At 43.2% G+C, this 18,294-nt stretch carries 16 protein-coding genes; 2 read left to right on the top strand and 14 right to left on the bottom strand.

Going from position 1 to position 18,294, the window contains the following annotated elements:
• The first annotated feature begins 29 nt into the window (after positions 1 to 29).
• Positions 30 to 1,658, top strand: coding sequence for an acyl-CoA carboxylase subunit beta (locus ABNE31_RS10575; RefSeq protein ID WP_349351104.1), 1,629 nt, complete (start codon positions 30 to 32; stop codon positions 1,656 to 1,658).
• 1 nt (position 1,659) lies between these two features.
• On the opposite strand, the gene ABNE31_RS10570 is transcribed toward ABNE31_RS10575, so the two are convergent.
• From ABNE31_RS10570 to ABNE31_RS10550, 5 genes are all read right to left on the bottom strand, one after another.
• Positions 1,660 to 3,399 (bottom strand): carboxypeptidase-like regulatory domain-containing protein, encoded by a 1,740-nt coding sequence (locus tag ABNE31_RS10570; RefSeq protein ID WP_349351103.1) that lies wholly within the window; start codon positions 3,397 to 3,399, stop codon positions 1,660 to 1,662.
• Positions 3,400 to 3,477: 78 nt separating this feature from the next.
• The gene (locus ABNE31_RS10565; RefSeq protein ID WP_349351102.1) at positions 3,478 to 4,821 is read right to left on the bottom strand and encodes a M24 family metallopeptidase; all 1,344 of its coding nucleotides are present in this window, start codon (positions 4,819 to 4,821) and stop codon (positions 3,478 to 3,480) included.
• A 33-nt stretch (positions 4,822 to 4,854) separates the two neighbouring features.
• Entirely contained in the window at positions 4,855 to 5,928 is a 1,074-nt protein-coding gene (locus tag ABNE31_RS10560; protein WP_349351101.1) for an AMP-binding protein, read from the bottom strand.
• Positions 5,906 to 6,844, bottom strand: a complete 939-nt coding sequence (locus tag ABNE31_RS10555; protein ID WP_349351100.1) for a CPBP family intramembrane glutamic endopeptidase — start codon at positions 6,842 to 6,844, stop codon at positions 5,906 to 5,908. The genes ABNE31_RS10560 and ABNE31_RS10555 overlap by 23 nt, the downstream gene beginning before the upstream one ends.
• Positions 6,835 to 7,887 carry an o-succinylbenzoate synthase gene (locus tag ABNE31_RS10550; RefSeq protein ID WP_349351099.1) on the bottom strand — a complete coding sequence of 351 codons (1,053 nt, stop codon included), beginning with the start codon at positions 7,885 to 7,887 and terminating at the stop codon, positions 6,835 to 6,837. Before ABNE31_RS10550 ends, ABNE31_RS10555 begins: the two co-directional genes overlap by 10 nt.
• Before the next feature lie 45 nt (positions 7,888 to 7,932).
• Between ABNE31_RS10550 and ABNE31_RS10545 the strand changes: the two genes are divergently transcribed.
• On the top strand, positions 7,933 to 8,727 hold the full coding sequence (locus tag ABNE31_RS10545; protein ID WP_349351098.1) for an SDR family oxidoreductase: 795 nt from the start codon (positions 7,933 to 7,935) through the stop codon (positions 8,725 to 8,727).
• Positions 8,728 to 8,730: 3 nt separating this feature from the next.
• On the opposite strand, the gene ABNE31_RS10540 is transcribed toward ABNE31_RS10545, so the two are convergent.
• From ABNE31_RS10540 to ABNE31_RS10500, 9 genes are all read right to left on the bottom strand, one after another.
• Complete coding sequence (locus ABNE31_RS10540; RefSeq protein ID WP_349351097.1) at positions 8,731 to 10,692, bottom strand: histidine kinase dimerization/phosphoacceptor domain -containing protein; 1,962 nt, start codon at positions 10,690 to 10,692, stop codon at positions 8,731 to 8,733.
• Positions 10,693 to 11,233: 541 nt separating this feature from the next.
• Positions 11,234 to 11,989, bottom strand: a complete 756-nt coding sequence (locus tag ABNE31_RS10535; protein ID WP_179385615.1) for a response regulator — start codon at positions 11,987 to 11,989, stop codon at positions 11,234 to 11,236.
• A gap of 33 nt (positions 11,990 to 12,022) precedes the next feature.
• The gene (locus tag ABNE31_RS10530; protein ID WP_349351096.1) at positions 12,023 to 12,931 is read right to left on the bottom strand and encodes a 1,4-dihydroxy-2-naphthoate polyprenyltransferase; all 909 of its coding nucleotides are present in this window, start codon (positions 12,929 to 12,931) and stop codon (positions 12,023 to 12,025) included.
• 2 nt (positions 12,932 to 12,933) lie between these two features.
• Positions 12,934 to 13,533 (bottom strand): SPOR domain-containing protein, encoded by a 600-nt coding sequence (locus tag ABNE31_RS10525; RefSeq protein WP_293285024.1) that lies wholly within the window; start codon positions 13,531 to 13,533, stop codon positions 12,934 to 12,936.
• Positions 13,534 to 13,683: 150 nt separating this feature from the next.
• Positions 13,684 to 14,514, bottom strand: a complete 831-nt coding sequence (locus ABNE31_RS10520) for a S1-like domain-containing RNA-binding protein (RefSeq protein WP_179385618.1) — start codon at positions 14,512 to 14,514, stop codon at positions 13,684 to 13,686.
• Positions 14,515 to 14,592: 78 nt separating this feature from the next.
• Positions 14,593 to 14,934, bottom strand: a complete 342-nt coding sequence (locus ABNE31_RS10515; protein WP_349351095.1) for a DUF2853 family protein — start codon at positions 14,932 to 14,934, stop codon at positions 14,593 to 14,595.
• A 38-nt stretch (positions 14,935 to 14,972) separates the two neighbouring features.
• Positions 14,973 to 16,712, bottom strand: coding sequence for a 2-succinyl-5-enolpyruvyl-6-hydroxy-3-cyclohexene-1-carboxylic-acid synthase (gene menD, locus ABNE31_RS10510; RefSeq protein ID WP_349351094.1), 1,740 nt, complete (start codon positions 16,710 to 16,712; stop codon positions 14,973 to 14,975).
• 55 nt (positions 16,713 to 16,767) lie between these two features.
• Positions 16,768 to 17,829: a chorismate-binding protein gene (locus tag ABNE31_RS10505; RefSeq protein ID WP_349351093.1), complete on the bottom strand. Its 1,062-nt coding sequence runs from the start codon at positions 17,827 to 17,829 to the stop codon at positions 16,768 to 16,770.
• The gene (locus tag ABNE31_RS10500; RefSeq protein ID WP_293283694.1) at positions 17,810 to 18,232 is read right to left on the bottom strand and encodes a hotdog fold thioesterase; all 423 of its coding nucleotides are present in this window, start codon (positions 18,230 to 18,232) and stop codon (positions 17,810 to 17,812) included. Before ABNE31_RS10500 ends, ABNE31_RS10505 begins: the two co-directional genes overlap by 20 nt.
• Positions 18,233 to 18,294 lie beyond the last annotated feature (62 nt).

The following is an 18,294-nucleotide window of genomic DNA, read 5'->3' as shown; positions in this document are numbered from 1 at the left end:
TTTAACCTGCTAAAAGAATTTGACAGAGAATGGATTTAAACTTCAATAAAAACGAAGACCAGAATAAGCTAAAATTGTCCGAGTTGAAACGTAGACTCGCCCAAATAAAACTCGGTGGCGGTAAAAGCCGTATCGAAAAACACCATGCCAAAGGCAAAATGACCGCTAGGGAGCGTATCGAATATCTGTTGGATGACGATGCCGAAGCCATAGAAATCGGTGCATTTGCTGGTGAAGATATGTACAAAGAGCACGGAGGATGCCCTTCTGGAGGCGTTGTGGTAAAAGTAGGTCATGTTCAAGGAAAGCAGTGTGTGGTAGTGGCCAATGATGCGACCGTTAAGGCCGGAGCATGGTTTCCCATTACCGGAAAAAAGAACCTGCGAGCCCAAGAAATTGCCATTGAGAACAAACTGCCCATTATTTATTTGGTGGACAGCGCTGGGGTTTATCTACCCATGCAAGACGAAATTTTTCCCGACAAGGAACATTTTGGACGCATTTTTAGGAACAATGCCGTTATGAGCAGCATGGGCATTACCCAAATTGCCGCGGTCATGGGAAGCTGTGTGGCCGGTGGAGCATACTTGCCCATTATGAGCGACGAAGCGTTGATTGTGGATAAAACGGGAAGCATCTTTTTGGCTGGCAGTTATCTGGTAAAGGCGGCCATTGGGGAGAGTATCGACAATGAAACCTTGGGTGGAGCCACTACGCATTCCGAAATTAGCGGTGTTACGGATTACAAGGCGAAAGATGACAAGGATGCCTTGGATAAAATCAAAAATATTGTGGATAAAATTGGCGATTTTGATAAGGCGGGATTCAACCGTTCCGAAGCCAAGCCTCCAGCAGAAAATCCTGATGATATTTTCGGAATCTTGCCCGCTTCACGAAGCGACCAGTACGATATGTTGGAAATCATTAAACGATTGGTGGACGATTCCGAATTTGAACAGTACAAAGAAGGCTACGGACAGACCATATTGACAGGTTACGCCCGAATCGACGGCTGGGCCGTGGGCATTGTGGCCAATCAGCGTAAAGTGGTGAAGACCAAAAAGGGTGAGATGCAATTTGGCGGGGTGATTTATTCCGATTCTGCCGACAAGGCCACTCGATTTATCGCCAATTGTAACCAAAAGAAAATCCCTTTGGTGTTTTTACAGGATGTGACCGGATTTATGGTGGGTAGCAAAAGCGAGCATGGCGGCATTATTAAAGATGGTGCCAAAATGGTGAATGCGGTGAGCAATTCGGTAGTGCCCAAATTTACCGTTGTGATTGGAAACAGCTACGGAGCTGGGAATTATGCCATGTGCGGAAAGGCCTACGACCCTCGTTTGATTGTAGCCTGGCCGAGCGCTGAATTGGCCGTAATGAGCGGAAACTCTGCCGCTAAAGTATTGCTCCAGATTGAAAAAGCGAGTTTGGAAAAAAGTGGCAAAGCAGTGGACGCCGAAAAAGAAAAGGAACTTTTTGACCAAATCAAACAGCGGTACGACGACCAAATATCGCCGTACTACGCTGCTGCTAGACTTTGGACGGATGCCATAATCGACCCCTTGGATACCCGTAAATGGATTTCGATGGGCATTGAGGCAGCAAACCATGCGTCAATCGAAAAAGCTTTTAATATGGGAGTGTTACAAGTATAATCTAATTTGAAACCACACTTGGTGCGTTGATCTTAAAGAGCTCCTGATACACATTCTTTAGGCCCAAACGGAAAACTTTGATGTCCATTTTTTGGTTTGGGGTGCCGTAATCGGTATAAATGGTCGCTTTTAAGTAAGATGGTGTCAAACTCTTGTTGCCTTTATAGTTGATGTTGACTTTCCAAAGTCCGGGGAGCGAACCATCTATGAGGTACTCCTTTATATTGTAGCCCAGATTTTTCTCGTTCATGATTTCCTCAGCATTATCGGCCAAGCTATGCTTCCAAGTGTAATATTGGTTCTCGGGATTAACGAACATCAAATCAAACTCTGCTTCCCCATCACTCCATTCAAATACCAAACGGGTCCCATTAAAATCTTCTTCGGCAACATACAAGGACTTTTCTCCTCCATCATTTAAAATGGCTTTTCTTTCCAAGGTCAATAGGTTATTGTACTCCCTTTGGAAGATGGTGGCAAAATCATTTTCTCCATCTGGTAAAAACTCTTCATCGACCAAATATTCGTAACGGGCGAAGATGGAAGCGGCTTGTTTTATTTGCCCAGCGGTCCTATAACTCTTGGCCATATCCAGATAGCTTTGCACATAATTTGGTCGTAAAATAAATACCTCCTTATAAATGTCATTGGCCTTGTCGAAACGCCCTTGCTCTTCATAGAAATACGCCAAGGTTTTTAGCAATACCGGGTTGGTTTCCATTCGTTTCCAATGTTCGTCCACAATGGCGTCTGCCATATCGTAGGCTTTCCATCTTTTTGAAAAGTGTTGAACGGCATCCAAAATAAAGTAAGATGAATTCGAATAGCTACCGGCATATCGTTCAAAGATTTCTCTTGATTCTGCCATAGATGAGCTATTGGCAAACTCCTTTAAATACTCTGGTGCATTTTGTCGGACCTGATTTTCGGTAAGCACGTCCCGTTGCAAATAATTATTGCGCAAACGTGCCTGGTCCACAACCTGAGTTGCGGCCGGAGTTCCTGTTTTGGTGTTGATGACCATCACCCCGCCAGCACCAACAAAACCATAAGGGACTGTTAAGGAAAGGCTTTGAATTAAAGCAATACGCTCAGCATTGTTGATATCGAACCAAAGCGGTGTATCCGTAAAAATCAATCCATCAATATCATAAATTACAGGTGCGGAGTTGTTTATTGACCCAAAACCTCTTGCGTAAATGTCACCTCCATAAGTACAGTCGCCAGTTACCACGATTCCAGGTATTCTGACTCTGGCGAAATCGAGCAAGCATACAAAAATGGCATTGATATCCTCTTTACGAACCACATTAACTCTTCCCGCTGCGGTTTCGGTGTCCAAATACCCATAGGCCGTTTTTACAATTCTTGGATTCGTCTTATATTCTGCGGCTAAGTCCTTTTGCGACTTTCTTCTACTGGCAGTTACCTCTACCTCGTCCAAGTCATTGATATCAGGGAACATTTCCAAATTCAAAATTTGGGTCACATCCTCCACTTTAATTTGAAGAGTTTTAAGACCTGTATAGGAATAGGTGAGAATGTCACCTGTTCTAGCCTCGATACTGTAGTTTCCCAGTTCATTTGAAAAGATGGTCTCGTGGCTTCCTTCAATGGAAATGGCCACATCTTCAATGGGACGGGTTCCATCGGTAATGGTACCTCGAATTGTTTTAAGTTCTGCGGTTTGTGAAAAAGCGCAAGTAGTAATCACCAAAAATAACACCCATAAATTTTTCATAGCAGTCGGATTTTGCTACTTAAATTATGAAAATAAATGGCTCAATGATACTTTACTTACAAAATTTTAACAACCCAACTAATTGCCTAAATGGGACTTAGGTCGCGGAATCAACAAGAATTCGGTTTGTCTTCCATTAACATATCGAAACCCATCTTCTCCAAAAAAACCGGCTTCTTCCAACATAATACGGATATCCCTGTTCCATTCTGGAATATTCACTGTTATATTTAGTTCGATGGCGTATGCCGTATTAGGATTCAAGGGGTAATTCGCTCCGTCATCCTTCATTACTCCGCCTTGTGCATCCCACATTCCTATGGTGGTTCCGGCAGAGTGTCCATAAGATCCCAAGGGATGCGTATAAATGGCAGGTCTGAGTCCTACATCCTTGGCATCTTGCAAGGCTTTGGCCAAAATATCGTTGCCCACGCGCCCTTTCACCATATTTTGAGTCAAAAAGTCCTGCACACGGTTACCATCATACAGGGCGTTCACCAAAAATGCTGGTGCTTCGGTTTCCTCTGGCTTTAAAACATAAGCCAATTCTTGGCAATCGGTATTGAGGCGCAAATAAGTGATTCCAAAATCGCAATGTAGCAAATCACCTCGCTGAATGACTTCATCGTCGGGCCTACCAGAAAATGAATACAGATGCCCCACCAGTTCCTCGCTGGTACGTTGCACATCTACCGTAGGGTGAAACCATGTTTCCAAGCCCAAATCGGTCACTTTTTGACGCATCCACCATTCCACCTCGGTAGTCGTGGTGACGCCAGGGGTGATGACCTTTTCGGAAAAAGCCTCTGCAATAATATCGTGGGTGATATCTACCAATTGATTAAAAATGGCCATTTCCCGTGGGGTACGGGTTTCTATCCAACGTACGGCCAATTGTTCTGCCGATACTACTTTTGAATGGTGTTTTTTAGGCAAATTGGCCATGAATTCATCGTGATCGGTCTTATCCAAACCGTCAGCAATATTGTGGTCTTTTGAAAAATTCAGTCCGATTTTATCGGGATTCCGTTCGGTAATCAACTGCATCAGTCGCTTCCACTGGTCCGGTTCCTTTTCCTTGTCCCAAGCCGACTTGATGCTCTTGCCAATATCATAACGGGCCACGGCCAACTTTTCTATGGTATTCTTTTGCTTGTCCCTGTAAAACAGAATAATGGTTCTACGTCTTGCGTTCAGCCAAGTGGCGGGCAGCATTGTTTTTAGTACGGGGTCTTCGTTGTATTCCCTAGAAATCAACACCCACATGTCCAATCCAGCCTGGTCCATCAACTGGGGCAACAAATTATTGAAACGTTCTTCCAGGATTTCATCCACGACCCTTGCGCGCTCCACTTCGGGAAGGATTTGTTGGGAAATGGCCATAAATGGCAAAAGCAGTACTACTAAAATGGTTTTTCGCATGGTTGATTTTTTGAATTTTTGAATGTACGAAACTTAGCTAAGTTGTTCCAATATTTTTTTACGGTCGATTTTTTGGGTCTTGGTTTCAGGGAACCGTTGTAGACCATAAATCTGTTTGGGAATTTCATATTTGGAGAGTCCTGACAATCGTTTCATTTGCTGAAACAGCTTGTCTTTGTCCAATGAATCTGCCTCTATGATCAATATGAGCTTTTGGCCAAGCGCTGCATCAGGCTGTCCAGCCACAAAGAATCGGGCGGCTATCAATGACGATAGCTTTTTCTCAATTTGCTCGGGAATCAATTTGATTCCTCCGGAATTGACAACGGAATCATACCTGCCCACCCATTTGAATCGATGTGCATCCAATATGTCCACCAAATCGTTGGTGACCACTTTTTCATCAGAAATTTTTGGTGCTTGAATCACCAAGCATTCTCGCTCGTCTTGGGTGACGGAAACATGGGGAAGGGTTTCAAAATAATCCATCGGTTCACCACTGATACGCTTTACGGCAATATGGGTAATGGTCTCCGTCATCCCATAGGTTTCATAGGCGTCCACGGATAAATCCAGAAGTTTTTCCCTCAAATTTGAATCGACCGCCGCTCCTCCGATAATGAGTTTTTTGACCTTGTGCAGTTGGTCCAATGAATTTTGCACCTGAAGCGGTACCATCGCCACAAAATCGTAGTCCTGTTCTTGTGCGGACAAGGGGGTTGATGAGGGTTCTACATAATCCAAGGAGAGTCCGAGCACCATGGCACGGACCAACATCATTTTTCCAGCAATTCCGGTGCAAGGTAAGCAGAGTAAAGCGCTGTGCTTAGAACGCAATTCAAAGTAGTGTCCCGTAGCCTGTGCGGAATTGACCATATGCTCCTTTTTGAGCTGAATGGTTTTTGATGCTCCTGTGGAACCCGACGTCTGAACGTTCAAGACAGATTCATCCGAAGTCCAGTCCTTTAAAAAATCGCCTATGGTTTGCTCGTAATGGGAAGTAGACATGGTAAGCTCGTTGGCTAACTTCCGTACACCATCTCGACTGTATGCGGTACCGTTCAGCTTAAAATCAGGATGAATGTTATGCCAAATCGGATTCCCCATCGGTCAACGCCATAAATTCTTCCTTGTACAATACGCGCCCAAATAATCTATCCTTCCAGTTTTTCCAGCCATATTTTTTGGAGAAGTACATCAATAATAATGGATATACCACAAATACAGGAATCAAGACATCCCAGCCCAAAGCAGGCTCGGATACATCCTTAAAAATGGAATTGGTCTGGAAAGCGGTCCAATCTGCCGTCACCAATAATGCCGTTATCAAATTATTGGCTGCGTGAAAACCGAGTGCCAGTTCCAACCCTTCGTCCATCAATGTCAAAATACCCAAAAAGAATCCTGTACCGATATAGTAGACCATTATACCCAAACCTAGCTTTTCAACTTCTGGATTGGCGATGTGCATTAAACCAAAAAGACTAGATGTTATGAATAAGGGCAACCATCTGTTTTTGGCCATCAACCCTATGCCCTGCATCATGTGGCCCCGAAACAGATATTCTTCAAAACTGGTCTGTAACGGAATCAGTAATATGGCAATTATGGCCAATGGAATGAATTTGACTAGATTAAAGTTTAACTCATATTTCTCAGGAGAAAAAAAGATGTCTACTCCAGTCAAAATAATGGTGACTCCTGCCCAAAGTCCAAAAGCGAACAAAATTCGTTTCCAATCAATTTTCTTACGTGATGTTGTCAACGAAGTAATGGATTGTTGATGCACTAAAAGTGTCCACCCAAGTACCACAAAAAAACCGACCACCAAAGGTGCCAACAATAAGATCAGAACTAGATTTCTCCCAAATTGGTCGATTATTTGTTGCATCGCGTCCTCAACACTTATTGGAGAATTTATAGTGGTGATATAGTTGAGCACCATAAATCCAATAAAACCAACAGGAAGCACCAAGTACTTCCACATACCGATATTTCCCTTATACCCTTGCTCTATATACATATTTGTTCTATTACATCCATATCCCAGGCATTATCCTGTCTATAAAAAAGTTGCCCTCCGGAAACCTCCAAAGGGCTATTGATATTATTGGTAAATAAACTGCCCGTTCCCAAACCTTGGGGCATGGTCGTTTTCAAGGTGTGGGTAAACTGTGCAATCGCATTTAGGCCAATATTGCTTTCCAACGCGCTGGTAATCCACCAGCCTATGTGTTGTTTGCCGGCCAAATCTATCCATTCCCTGCTACCCTTTATTCCGCCCACCAGACTTGGCTTGAGTATGACATACTGTGGTTGTATAGTTTGTAGCATTTTCTGCTTTTCCGTTACATCAAAAACGCCAATAAGCTCCTCATCCAAAGCGATGGGCAAGGGGGTTTTTTCGCAAAGTAGGGCCATATTATCCCATTGTCCCGCTTTTATGGGCTGTTCAATGGAATGTAGCTGAAATGAGGCTAATTGTTCCAATTTTCCCATGGCTTCGTTGGGAGAAAAGGCTCCGTTCGCATCAACACGCAACTCAATTTCATTCGGGGAAAAATTATCCCGGATTGACTTGAGGATAGCCAATTCCTTGTCAAAATCAATGGCTCCAATCTTCATCTTGATGCAGCCGAAACCATCTTTCAACTTTTGCTCCAATTGGTTCAGCATATATCCCTCATCCCCCATCCAGATCAGTCCGTTAATAGGTATGGGCGCTTCCTTTTTGGTAAAGTCCGAAGGAAACAACTCAAAAGGGTTTTGGGAAGCCAATGACAAAAAGGCCTGCTCCAATCCAAACTGAATCGAGGGAAATGCTTCTAATTCTGCCAATAGCTTATCCTTTCCCAGTTGTATGTTTTCACAGGTCCAAACTAATTTTTCTTCGTAATCAGGCCGATCGTCCGCGCTCAGCCCGCGGAGAATACCACACTCCCCAATTCCAAAAGAACCATTGTTTTTTAAGATCAGGAACCACGTCTCTTTTTGGGTCATCACACCACGTGAGGTTCCACTGGGGACTTTAAAATTGAGGGTATACTTTTTATAATTTGCTTTCATGAAGTAGCCCAAATTTAAGTATATTTTGTTTCTAAAACAGTAGGTATGGGAAGTATCCATGGAAAAACGATTTGGATAACCGGGGCTTCGTCCGGCATTGGGAAAAGTTTGGCTTTGGCCCTTAGTAAATATGATTGCAATTTGATTCTTTCATCCCGTAGGGAAGAAGAATTGCTCGAAGTAAAAGACCTCTGTGATACTTCAAGTACTATTTCCGTTCTTCCATTGGATCTGAAAGACCACAAAGGCATGCAGGCCATTGCAAACAAGGCAGTTGGTTTGTTCGGAAAGGTGGACATTTTGGTAAACAACGCTGGAATAAGTCAGCGGTCGCTGATCAAGGACACAACGCTCGACGTATATCAACAATTGATGGACATTAATTATTTGGGAACAGTAGCGCTTTCCAAAGCCATTCTGCCCCACTTTATGGCCAATCAAAGCGGACATTTTGTAACCGTTACCAGTTTGATGGGCAAGTTTGGTTCCCCTTATCGTTCTGGATACTGCGGGGCCAAGCATGCCTTGCACGGTTTTTTTGATGTGATGCGGATGGAACACGAAAAAGATGGAATCCACGTGACCATGGTTTGCCCGGGATTTGTACAGACCAATGTGGCCAAAAATGCCTTGACCGCCGATGGCTCTCCGCAAAAAGAAGATGATGTAGCCACGCAAAATGGCATATCCCCTGAGCTTGCAGCACAAAAAATAATTGCTGCCATCCAACGCAAAAAGTTCGAAGTCTATATCGGTGGCAAGGAAGTAAAGGGCATCTACCTCAAGCGATTTTTCCCAAAACTATTGCACAAAGTGGTACTGAAGAGTCAGGTGCGCTAGGGCTTAACTAAAGTTGAACCAGAAACGAACACCTTCTACCTGTCTGTCGATATTCAATTTGGACTGCAATTGGTTCACCAATCTATTGATCAAGCGAATACCCATGGAGGAATGCGCCCGCTCATCGGAATCCTCGGGAAGGCCTACGCCATTGTCGGTATATTCAAAATAGCCCTGATCTCCATTTTTGCGCAAATGAATGTAGATTTTGCCGTTCTCATCATTCTCTGGAAAGGCATATTTGAATGAATTGGACACCAATTCGTTTAAAATCAATCCAAAAGGAATGGCACGGTCAATATCCAGCTCGGTGCCCTCGGCATCAATGGTGATGCTAATATTGTGCCCTCCTTTTTTGTACACGGATTGCACGCTATTGATCAAACTTTCAATGTACCCCTGCATTTCTATCACCGAGAGGTCATCGTTCTGATACAGTTTTTGATGGATCAACGCCATGGCCTTCACCCTACTCTTTCCTTCTTCCAAGGCTTCGATGGCCGCCTTGCTTCGGGTGTTTTTGGTTTGAAGGCTCAAAAGGCTGCTCACCATCTGCAGGTTGTTCTTTACCCGGTGATGGATCTCTTTTAACAGGGAATCCTTCTCCACCAACGAATTCTCGATAATGTGCTTTTGTTCAGCGATCAATCGTTGGTTTTTGATACTCTTCAGATAGGCATACACCAGACCTGCGAACCCTAAGAGGGTGAATATTAAAGAAATGAACACCAGATTGATTCGCTCATCCTTGGCCTTCATTTCACTTCGGGCCAGTTCGTTGATGCGCTTTTGTTCATCGATCAACCGTTGGGAATTCTCCAAATCCTCATTGGCCACGATGGTGACCAGTTGTTGTTTGATCAAGGCCGACTGCTTTTTGGCCAAGGAGTCCTTTATGCGCTCGTTACGTTTGTAGTAGATGGACGCATTTTTGTAGTTTTCTACCTTATCATAGAACGCGGCCAATAAACTGTTCCTTTTAATGGTCTGCAAAACGGTAATATTGTCAAACTCCGTATCCAAATGCTTTTTGGCCTCCCTAAAACGCTCCAACTGAAGGTTGGCCTCCGCCAAGAATAGGGTGTTTTCAACCACTTCACTATGATCGTTGTTGTTGGGTGATTTTTTTAAAGTTTCGATGCTGGTCTCCAATAGCGGGATGGCTTCTTCAAACTCACCGAGCATCACATGGCACTTGGCAATATTCCCCTCGATTTCGGCCTGTAGCAACTGACTCTCAAAAATATCTGACTCACTTTTTTGGGTCGAAATATCGTTCATGTAGACTCCCAAGTACGAATTTGCCTTTTTCAGTTCGCTCAATGCCGTGGGTGCAGAATCGTCCAAGCGCAGGTAATTGCCCACTTTGCTATGGTATTTGGCCAGTCCGTACGAATCGTTGTCCGCAATGGTAGGCTTTACCTCCATAATGTATTGGTTCCTCGCCTTTCGGTACAGACCAAGGTTGCTATAAATGTCGTAAAAGGCTACATTGCTGGTAATGCCCAGCTCACGCTTTTGCTTTCGGATCTCAATCTGCTTGTCGAACAATTGCAAGTTGGCGTAATTGTCGTCCAGCACATCCAAAACCACTTTTTGGGAAGCATCGTCCAAAGAATCATTGATATCATAAAGTTCCTTGGCCAGGACGGTACTCTTGTCGTATTCCCCAAGATCGTTGTAGACTTGGGCTTGCATCACTTTGTATAAGCGGATAGCGGTGGTGTCCTCTGTTTTTTCTGCGTTGGTCAAGTATATTTTGATGGTATCCAACCAGTCGTAAGCGGAATTGACGTTGTATCGGTCCAACGAATTGAAAAAGACCTCGAACCGTTCTGAAGCTAGGCCGGTATCCTGGAATTCTTCAAGTACACTATCCTCGTTTTCCGCATTTGTTTGTGCGAAAGAAGTGAAAAGAAAAGCAAAGTATACTGAGGTAAATAAAAATCTTACGTAACGTCCCATTAATTAATTTGATACAGTGGCCCGGAACAGTACCGAAGCCCCTATATTATTATCGTGCCCTTTTTTCCTTTATTGCCCCGATAACCAAATCAACTGTAAAAATGGAATGCTATACCGATTTGCAAGCTATGGGGTATATAAAGAACGCTAGTTTGGTCGTAAAATTAAATGTCAGTGGAAAGAGATGACCATTTATGTTGTGAAAGTGTCCATTTCTGTTGTGAAAAGTTATCAACTGTATGTCAAATGGCATTTTGTCGATGTTTTCTGCTTTTCATGGAGAAAACACAGTATTACGAACCCCCTGAAATTGAAAAAGGCCCTGCTTTTTACAACAAGACCCTTTTACGAGAACACTATATGAAAATGAAAAAATTACTTTCTGATTTAATAACACTGCTAAAGTAGGCGCGAGATTCCATGTGGAGAAAATATTGTTGTGAACCTACCCAAAAGTGTGGTCTTGCCCCCAACAAGCTGTTGTTGGTCAAAAAAAACGCTCCCGTGGGGGAGCGCTAGGTATTTTAATAAAGGGAATCCTTTAGCTGTTCATGGAGGACAGGATAAATTCCTTAAAGTCTTTGGAAATCGGTATCAAGTTATTATTGATCATGATATCCTTGGAGTTGATGGCATCAATGTGGTCCACATTGACGATGTAGGATTTATGTGCCCTGTAAAATTTATTTTTGGGCAATTTTTCCAAATAGTCCTTCAGCGGAGAACGCACCAAGAATTTTTTATCTGCCGTATTGACTTCCAAATAAACGTTGTCTGCCTTAATGAACTGGATATCACTAAACTGTATACGATAATACAAATGTTGTTTTTTGACGAAAATGGAATCCTTCAAAATGGAATTGGAGGTGATTTCATCCGCTGCATCATCATCCGATACTTTCTCAACCCCTTTTTTGTTGTAGTTGAAATTGGATAATGCTATCTCAATGGATGTATACAGGTCCTGTTGTTCAAAAGGCTTTACCAAATACCCATCCGGCTTTACGGTTTTGGCATTCTCTACCGTGGCGCGGTCGGAGTTGGAGGTTACAAAGATGAATGGAATATTATACGTTTCACGGATGTGCTTGCCCAAATCGATTCCTGTCTTGTCCGAAGCCAAGATGATATCAATCAAAACAAGGTCTACATGATTATTTTTAAGGACATCTACGGCTTGTTCGTATACAATCACATTGTCCACGATCTCATAACCGATTTCCTCTAACATGGATTGCATATCATCAGCAATGATGACATTATCCTCTACGATCAAAATTTTTATCGGATGTTCCAAGTTCCTTTAAGTTTATTTGGTTGTATATCAAATTCACAAAAAAATATTAACTGAAATTAAGAATAATACCGCTAGCAAAAAGGTGCTCAAAGCGACTTTCTTCAGTTCGGGATCTAAATGACCTGGATTTTGGGTCTGCATCACTTTGAGCAGATGAATCAGCAATGGCACAAAGGCCAGCATGAAAAAGCTGGATTTCCAACTCCAACCTTCCAACCAAATAAAGACGGAAAAGCATATCAGGGCCGTAATAATCAAAAAACCATGATAAATTTTACCCCTATCAAAGCCCATTTTTACCACCAGCGTAATCTTGCCATGCTTTTTATCGGAAACCATATCCCGCAAGTTGTTCAAATTGAGAACGGCAACACAGAGCAGCCCAATGGCGATGGCAGGTAAAATGGCAACCGCATCCAACGATTTGGTGAACAGAAACATACTGCCCAAAACACCTAGCAGACCAAAGAACAGGAAGACAAAAAGGTCACCCATACCTCGATAGCCATAGGCTTTGGAGCCAATGGTATAGTTTATGGCGGCCCAGATACTCAGTAGCCCCAACACAAAAAATAAAACGATGTAGGGCAGGTTTTCCAAACCGAATGCCAAATAAATAAGCGCTAAAGCGATGAGCAGGGTCAGTATCGTGGAAACAATAATCCCATTTTTGAGCGACGCCCGAGTTATGGTACCGCTTTGCAGGGCGCGTGCCGGACCAATGCGGTCCTCGTTGTCGGTTCCCTTTACACCATCCCCATAATCATTGGCGAAGTTGGAGATTACCTGAAAACCAATGGTGGTCAACAGTGCCAAAACAAATATGGTCCCATCAAAATATCCTTTATAGGCAGCCAGTGCAGTGCCTACAATAATCCCTGATAAAGAAAGTGGGAGTGTACGAAGTCTAGCCGCTTGTATCCAAGCTTTTGTGTTTCCCAAGTTTAGTACGGATCTTCAATTTTGACACGTTGGCCATCAATATAAGAGGCTACAAACGCATCTTCAAAACCAATTTGAACCAAAAATTTTCTAAACTTTTGGGCCTCCTCTAACGTTTCGTAGTTGCCCAAGGAGTAGGCATAAAACGGATTGGTCTTTACAAAAAGTGTATTGGTCAGAGCTTCCGAGGCCAAGGTCACATTATTGTCCACAAAAGACTTCACTTGTACGGAGTAGATTTTTTCCTTGTTCAAAAATTCCTTGGCCAAGTAAAATTCCTTTACCAAGCTCAATTCTTGGTTTTGTTTCTTCAGATTGTCAATACGGGCCCTGATCACATCCAAGCTGTCCAACGAGAACAGGACATTGCTCTGATTCTCAAATTGTTGTTTGCTGCTCAATCCAGCAGTGAATGAGGTTATGGCAAGTGTACCGATAACGAACAGGCCAACAAATCCCAAAAGGATATTTCGCTGTAATTTGATTTTGCGCAAATCCTTATTCTTGAACTTGATCTGATCAAGAAGTCTTTCGTTTATAATCTGGGCCTTATCTATATCCTTATGAAGGTCCAACAAATCGCTTTCTTCAATAAAAGGCATAAGTGGAGGAAATTATTAAATTAAGCCATGCTAACCGCAAGGCAACCAATACGTTAATCTGAATCCCTACAAAAATAAAATTTTTGGGTTAAGAAAAAAACTTTACGGCGCTAAAGCTACCATAAATAGGGTCTTGGAGTTGTTTTTGGTCTAAAGTAAGCGGATACCGTCTTCCTGTATACTGATTTTACGTTGACGGTACAGAATACCCACCCCTTTTTTAAAGGCTTTTTTGCTCAAATGAAGGGTCTTTTGGATTGTTTCGGGCGACGATTTATCGTGCAAGGGCAAAAAGCCTCCACTTTGCACAAGTTTGTCCAAAATCATTTTGGCCGTGGGTTCCAACATTTTGGCTCCAATGGGCTGTAGTGAAATATCCAGTTTTTTGTCATCCCGAACATTTTTTACAAAACCATTCAGACGATCGCCCACAGAAACCGGTTTGAAGATATCACTGTCAAAAATGAGTCCTTTATGACGATTATCCACGATGACCTCCCACCCCAGCGGAGTTTTTCGATACACCAAAAGGTCCACTGGATCATTTTGTTCGTAATCCACACTGTCGTTGGACAAAAACTTATCTATCCTGCTCGAGCCCGTAAGACGCATACTTTCCTCGTCCATGTAGCAATGGACAATGTATTTTTGTCCATCCTCCATGCGTTGCGATTGCTCCCTAAATGGCACCAACAAATGCTTTTCCAATCCCCAATCCATAAAGGCGCCGTAGGCTCCCACTTCGACCACTTGCAAGTAGGCAAACCCATTACGGACAATTTTAGGCTTCAATGTTGTGGAGATGGGGCGTTCCGCATTATCCAAATAACAGAACACTTCCATTTCTTGGTCTATTTCAAAATCCTCGGGCACGTATTTATTGGGCAACAAAATTTCCGTTCCTTCCTCATCTCCCAAAAAAAGCCCAATGCTAGTGCTCCTGAGCACCTTAAGGGTATTGTAGTTTCCCAGTTCTATCATGCGGTAAAGGTAGTTGTAAAAAACGGGTATAAAAAAAGCTGTCCACAATCGAACAGCTCTTTTTTAATAGTGAACATCCTAGTTATATACCGATTCCTTACCAAAGTGCTTGGCCAAAATATAGTAGATAACGGCACGATGCTTGTTTTTTTCCGATCGTCCGTACGTATCAATAACGCTGTTGATGGACTCCATTAGTACTGGGGTATCAGCCAGCCCCAATTTTTTGATCAAGAAATTGTTCTTTACAGTTTCTAGCTCCTTTTCGTCGGAGCCGGATACTTTGGATGCATCCAAATTGTAAATGGCAGGGCCCAATCCAACCGCTACTTTGGTCAACAAATCCATATCGGGATTTTGTCCAAATTTGTTTTTGATGTCCGCAGCGTACTTTTCGATCAATTCGTCTCTTTTACTCATAATCTGTTAGTGTTCTAGTTTGATTTACAGTTAAGCTTCTAAGATATAAAATCGAAGTACCCAAGCAAAATTTTATTGTTCAAAACCCGTGGTGTTGCGACTTCCAAGATTTTTGGCCGTTCCGATTTCCCGTAAAAAACATGGAGCGAATCTTTCAGTTCAGCTTCATTGTTCGCTTTCAAATAATCGTAACCGTACATCTTCGCCAAATGTTCCGCTGATAAATTGTGGCTGGTCTCAAAAAAGGTCTCAAACTCCTCGGTCTCCTCCATTCCGGGTAAGATCCTAAAAATACCTCCTCCGGAATTATTGATGAGTACAATCCTAAAATCAGGACGGGTATAACTGTTCCAAAGGGCATTGCTATCGTAAAAAAAGCTCAAATCGCCTGTAAGCAGCACTGTTGGGGAATCGCTATAAATGGAACTGCCCAGGGCCGTGGATGTGCTTCCATCAATACCGCTTGTACCGCGATTGCAGTATACTTTTAAAGATTTATCCAACGCAAAGAGTTGGGCGTAGCGTACCGTGGAACTATTGGCCAAATGCACCTGATACCCTTTGGGTATTTTTTTGATGATTTGATGAAAAGCGGTAAAATCCGAGAACGGAATCTCATGGAGATAGTCTTCGCGCTTCTTTTCGTAAATGTCCTTTTTGGTTTCCCAAAACCGTTTGTAATGGCTTTCTCCGAAACTTTCTGTCGCAACCTCCCTAAAAAAACGGTTGGGGTCTGCTTTGATGTGTTTGGTCAGGCAATAGAAGGTATTGTTCGCCTTTTTTACATCTATATGCCAGTGTTGTTTGGGCTTGTATTTTCGTAGAAAGGCCTTTATTTTTTTGGATACGATCAATCCACCAAAGGTGACCAATAGGTCGGGTTGCAAAGCATTGAAAAGCTCTGTTGCATTTTTGGATTTTTCGATAGGCGCGATAATGCTATCTATACTTTCGAAGAATTCCGGATGATGCAAATTGGAAGTGGTTTCGGTAAACAAAACGGTATCCGGGTCCTTGGCCAAAAGCTGCAACACTTCCTCTTCCAAGGCGTTGGGATGGTTAACCCCTGCCAGGACCATTTTTCGTGGAAGACTCTTCCAAATAGCGGCCAGGGTCTCCCAATCTTTATGTTCCGTATCGGCCACATTTTCAGAAAGCTGGTAATTTTGAAGCTGCACCGAAGGTTCCTCTACCCTACCGTACAAGGGTTCCTCAAAAGGAATATTGATGTGCACTGGATATTTTTCATCAAAAGCAACCGAAAGTGCTTTGGCAATCTCCCTTTCGTTATAGTCCTTAACCTGTTCCTGATTATCATCCAATAAGTGCGGGCCATACTTTGAAATGGTTTCTGTGGCATGAGAAACATCCTGCTTCAAATTGGCCGAATAACCGATGTGCTTTTCCATCACATTTTCTTGCCGAATGGTCTGTCCGTCCCCGATATCGATACGGTAGCTTGGTCTGTCCGCAGAAATCACGATTAAGGGAATGTCGCTATAATAAGCCTCTGCAACTGCGGGATAAAAATTGAGCAATGCACTTCCCGAAGAGCAAATTACAGCCACCGGTTCCCGCAAATGCTGGGCCATGCCCATGGCAAAGAACGCGGCACAGCGTTCGTCCACAATACTAAAACACTTAAAAAACGGATTTTTTGTAAAACTGATGGTCAACGGGGCATTTCTGGACCCCGGTGAGATAACTATGTTCTTTACGCCCCTTGCTTTAAAGTACAGTATCAAGGTCTGCGCTGCCGGAATATCTGAATACGTCATGGACTACAAAAATACGCTTTCTTCAGATTAATTCCTTGCTACAAATGGCTCCATTTTACAAAATACCGAGCATGGTTTTGCTTTTGTTTTGGGTTTCAATCCATTCGCTTTCCGGGTCGGAGGCCTCCGTGATTCCGCCTCCCACAAAAATAAAAGCTTTGTTGCTTTTCAATTCCATGCAACGAAGATTTACAAAAAGTGATGTTTCCCCTTCTTGTGCGAGGTTGAGTTCCCCCAAAAAACCTGTGTAGTAGGTTCTTTGGTAGTTTTCGTTCGCCGCGATAAACAATTGGGCCTCGTTCGTTGGAATGCCACAAACTGCAGGGGTTGGGTGCAACGCCCTAATCACTTCCCTCACTTTTACATTGGGCAACATGGTACCTCGAACTTCGGAGCGAAGATGCCATAAATTGCCCGCCCTAACGGATTCCGCCTCATCAATCTCTAGAACTTCCATGGCATGGGCCAATTTGTCCCCAATATATTCGGACACCATTTGTTGTTCTTGAATTTCTTTTTCGCCCCATTGGGGTTCCTCATTTTCGATATGGGGAAGGGTTGCCGCCAAGGACATGGTCTGCAATTGTTTATTTTTTACCCGGACCAAGGTTTCTGGGGTGGCACCGCACCAAGTACCCACTTTAGGGTGATGGAACAAATATCCAAATGCATTGGTATAGGTGTTCAGAAGGGTCTTGAAAATTTGTATAGGGGATTTGGCAATGTCCAATGCAATCTGCCTTGACAAGACTACCTTTTGCAGTCTTCCTTTTTTTATTTCAGCAATTCCCCGTTCCACCAATTTTAAGTGATTCTCACGCCCCAATTCGTCCAAATCAACATTGGCAGGACCTTGTGTCTTTTCAGGGACATATTCGGCCGTCCAAAATGCATCGGGTTGAATGAGTATGGCCTTATCCGCCTTATCGAACGGTGCAAAAACAAAGCCGCTTTCCGTAAAATCCTTGGTCAGTTTTAAATCTGTGGAAGACTGAAAAACACCGTACATTTGGGTAGCATCAGGCTTTCTGTAAATGACAAAGGGCAAGCCTTTTTCCAGACTCTCCCCTGCCTTATCGAAGATGGTATCGAGGTCTTTATTTTCTAGGTAATGCAATGGTGGTCAATTTACAATTGGAGATAAGCTGGCCTTCTTCGTCGGTGATTTTTATTTCCCAAAGCTGCGTGGTCCTTCCCTTGTGCAAAATGGATGCCCGGGCATAGACAAAACCTTCCTTTATGGACTTTACGTGATTGGCCGCAATCTCGATTCCACGTACAAAGAACTTTTGACCGTCCAAAAAAATGTAGGAGGCAGCACTACCAACACTCTCGGCAAGGGCGACGGAAGCTCCTCCATGGAGCACACCATCGGGCTGATGCACCCTTGGCGTGACCGGCATTTTGGCCAAGAGAAAATTCTCCCCCACATCCACGTAGGTGATATCCAAGGTTTCCATCAAGGTGTTTTTGCAAATTTCGTTGCAAACGGACAAAATCTTCTCTTTGTGTTCGTTCATCGTTCTACTTTTTTGTAAAATTACACAAAGCTCAGGCAATAGCGAACAAAGTCATTCCAATC

Origin of the sequence: Flagellimonas sp. MMG031 (genome assembly GCF_040112705.1) — a bacterium.
In the GTDB taxonomy this organism is placed as follows: domain Bacteria; phylum Bacteroidota; class Bacteroidia; order Flavobacteriales; family Flavobacteriaceae; genus Flagellimonas.
This window is presented reverse-complemented; position numbering and strand designations above follow the sequence as displayed.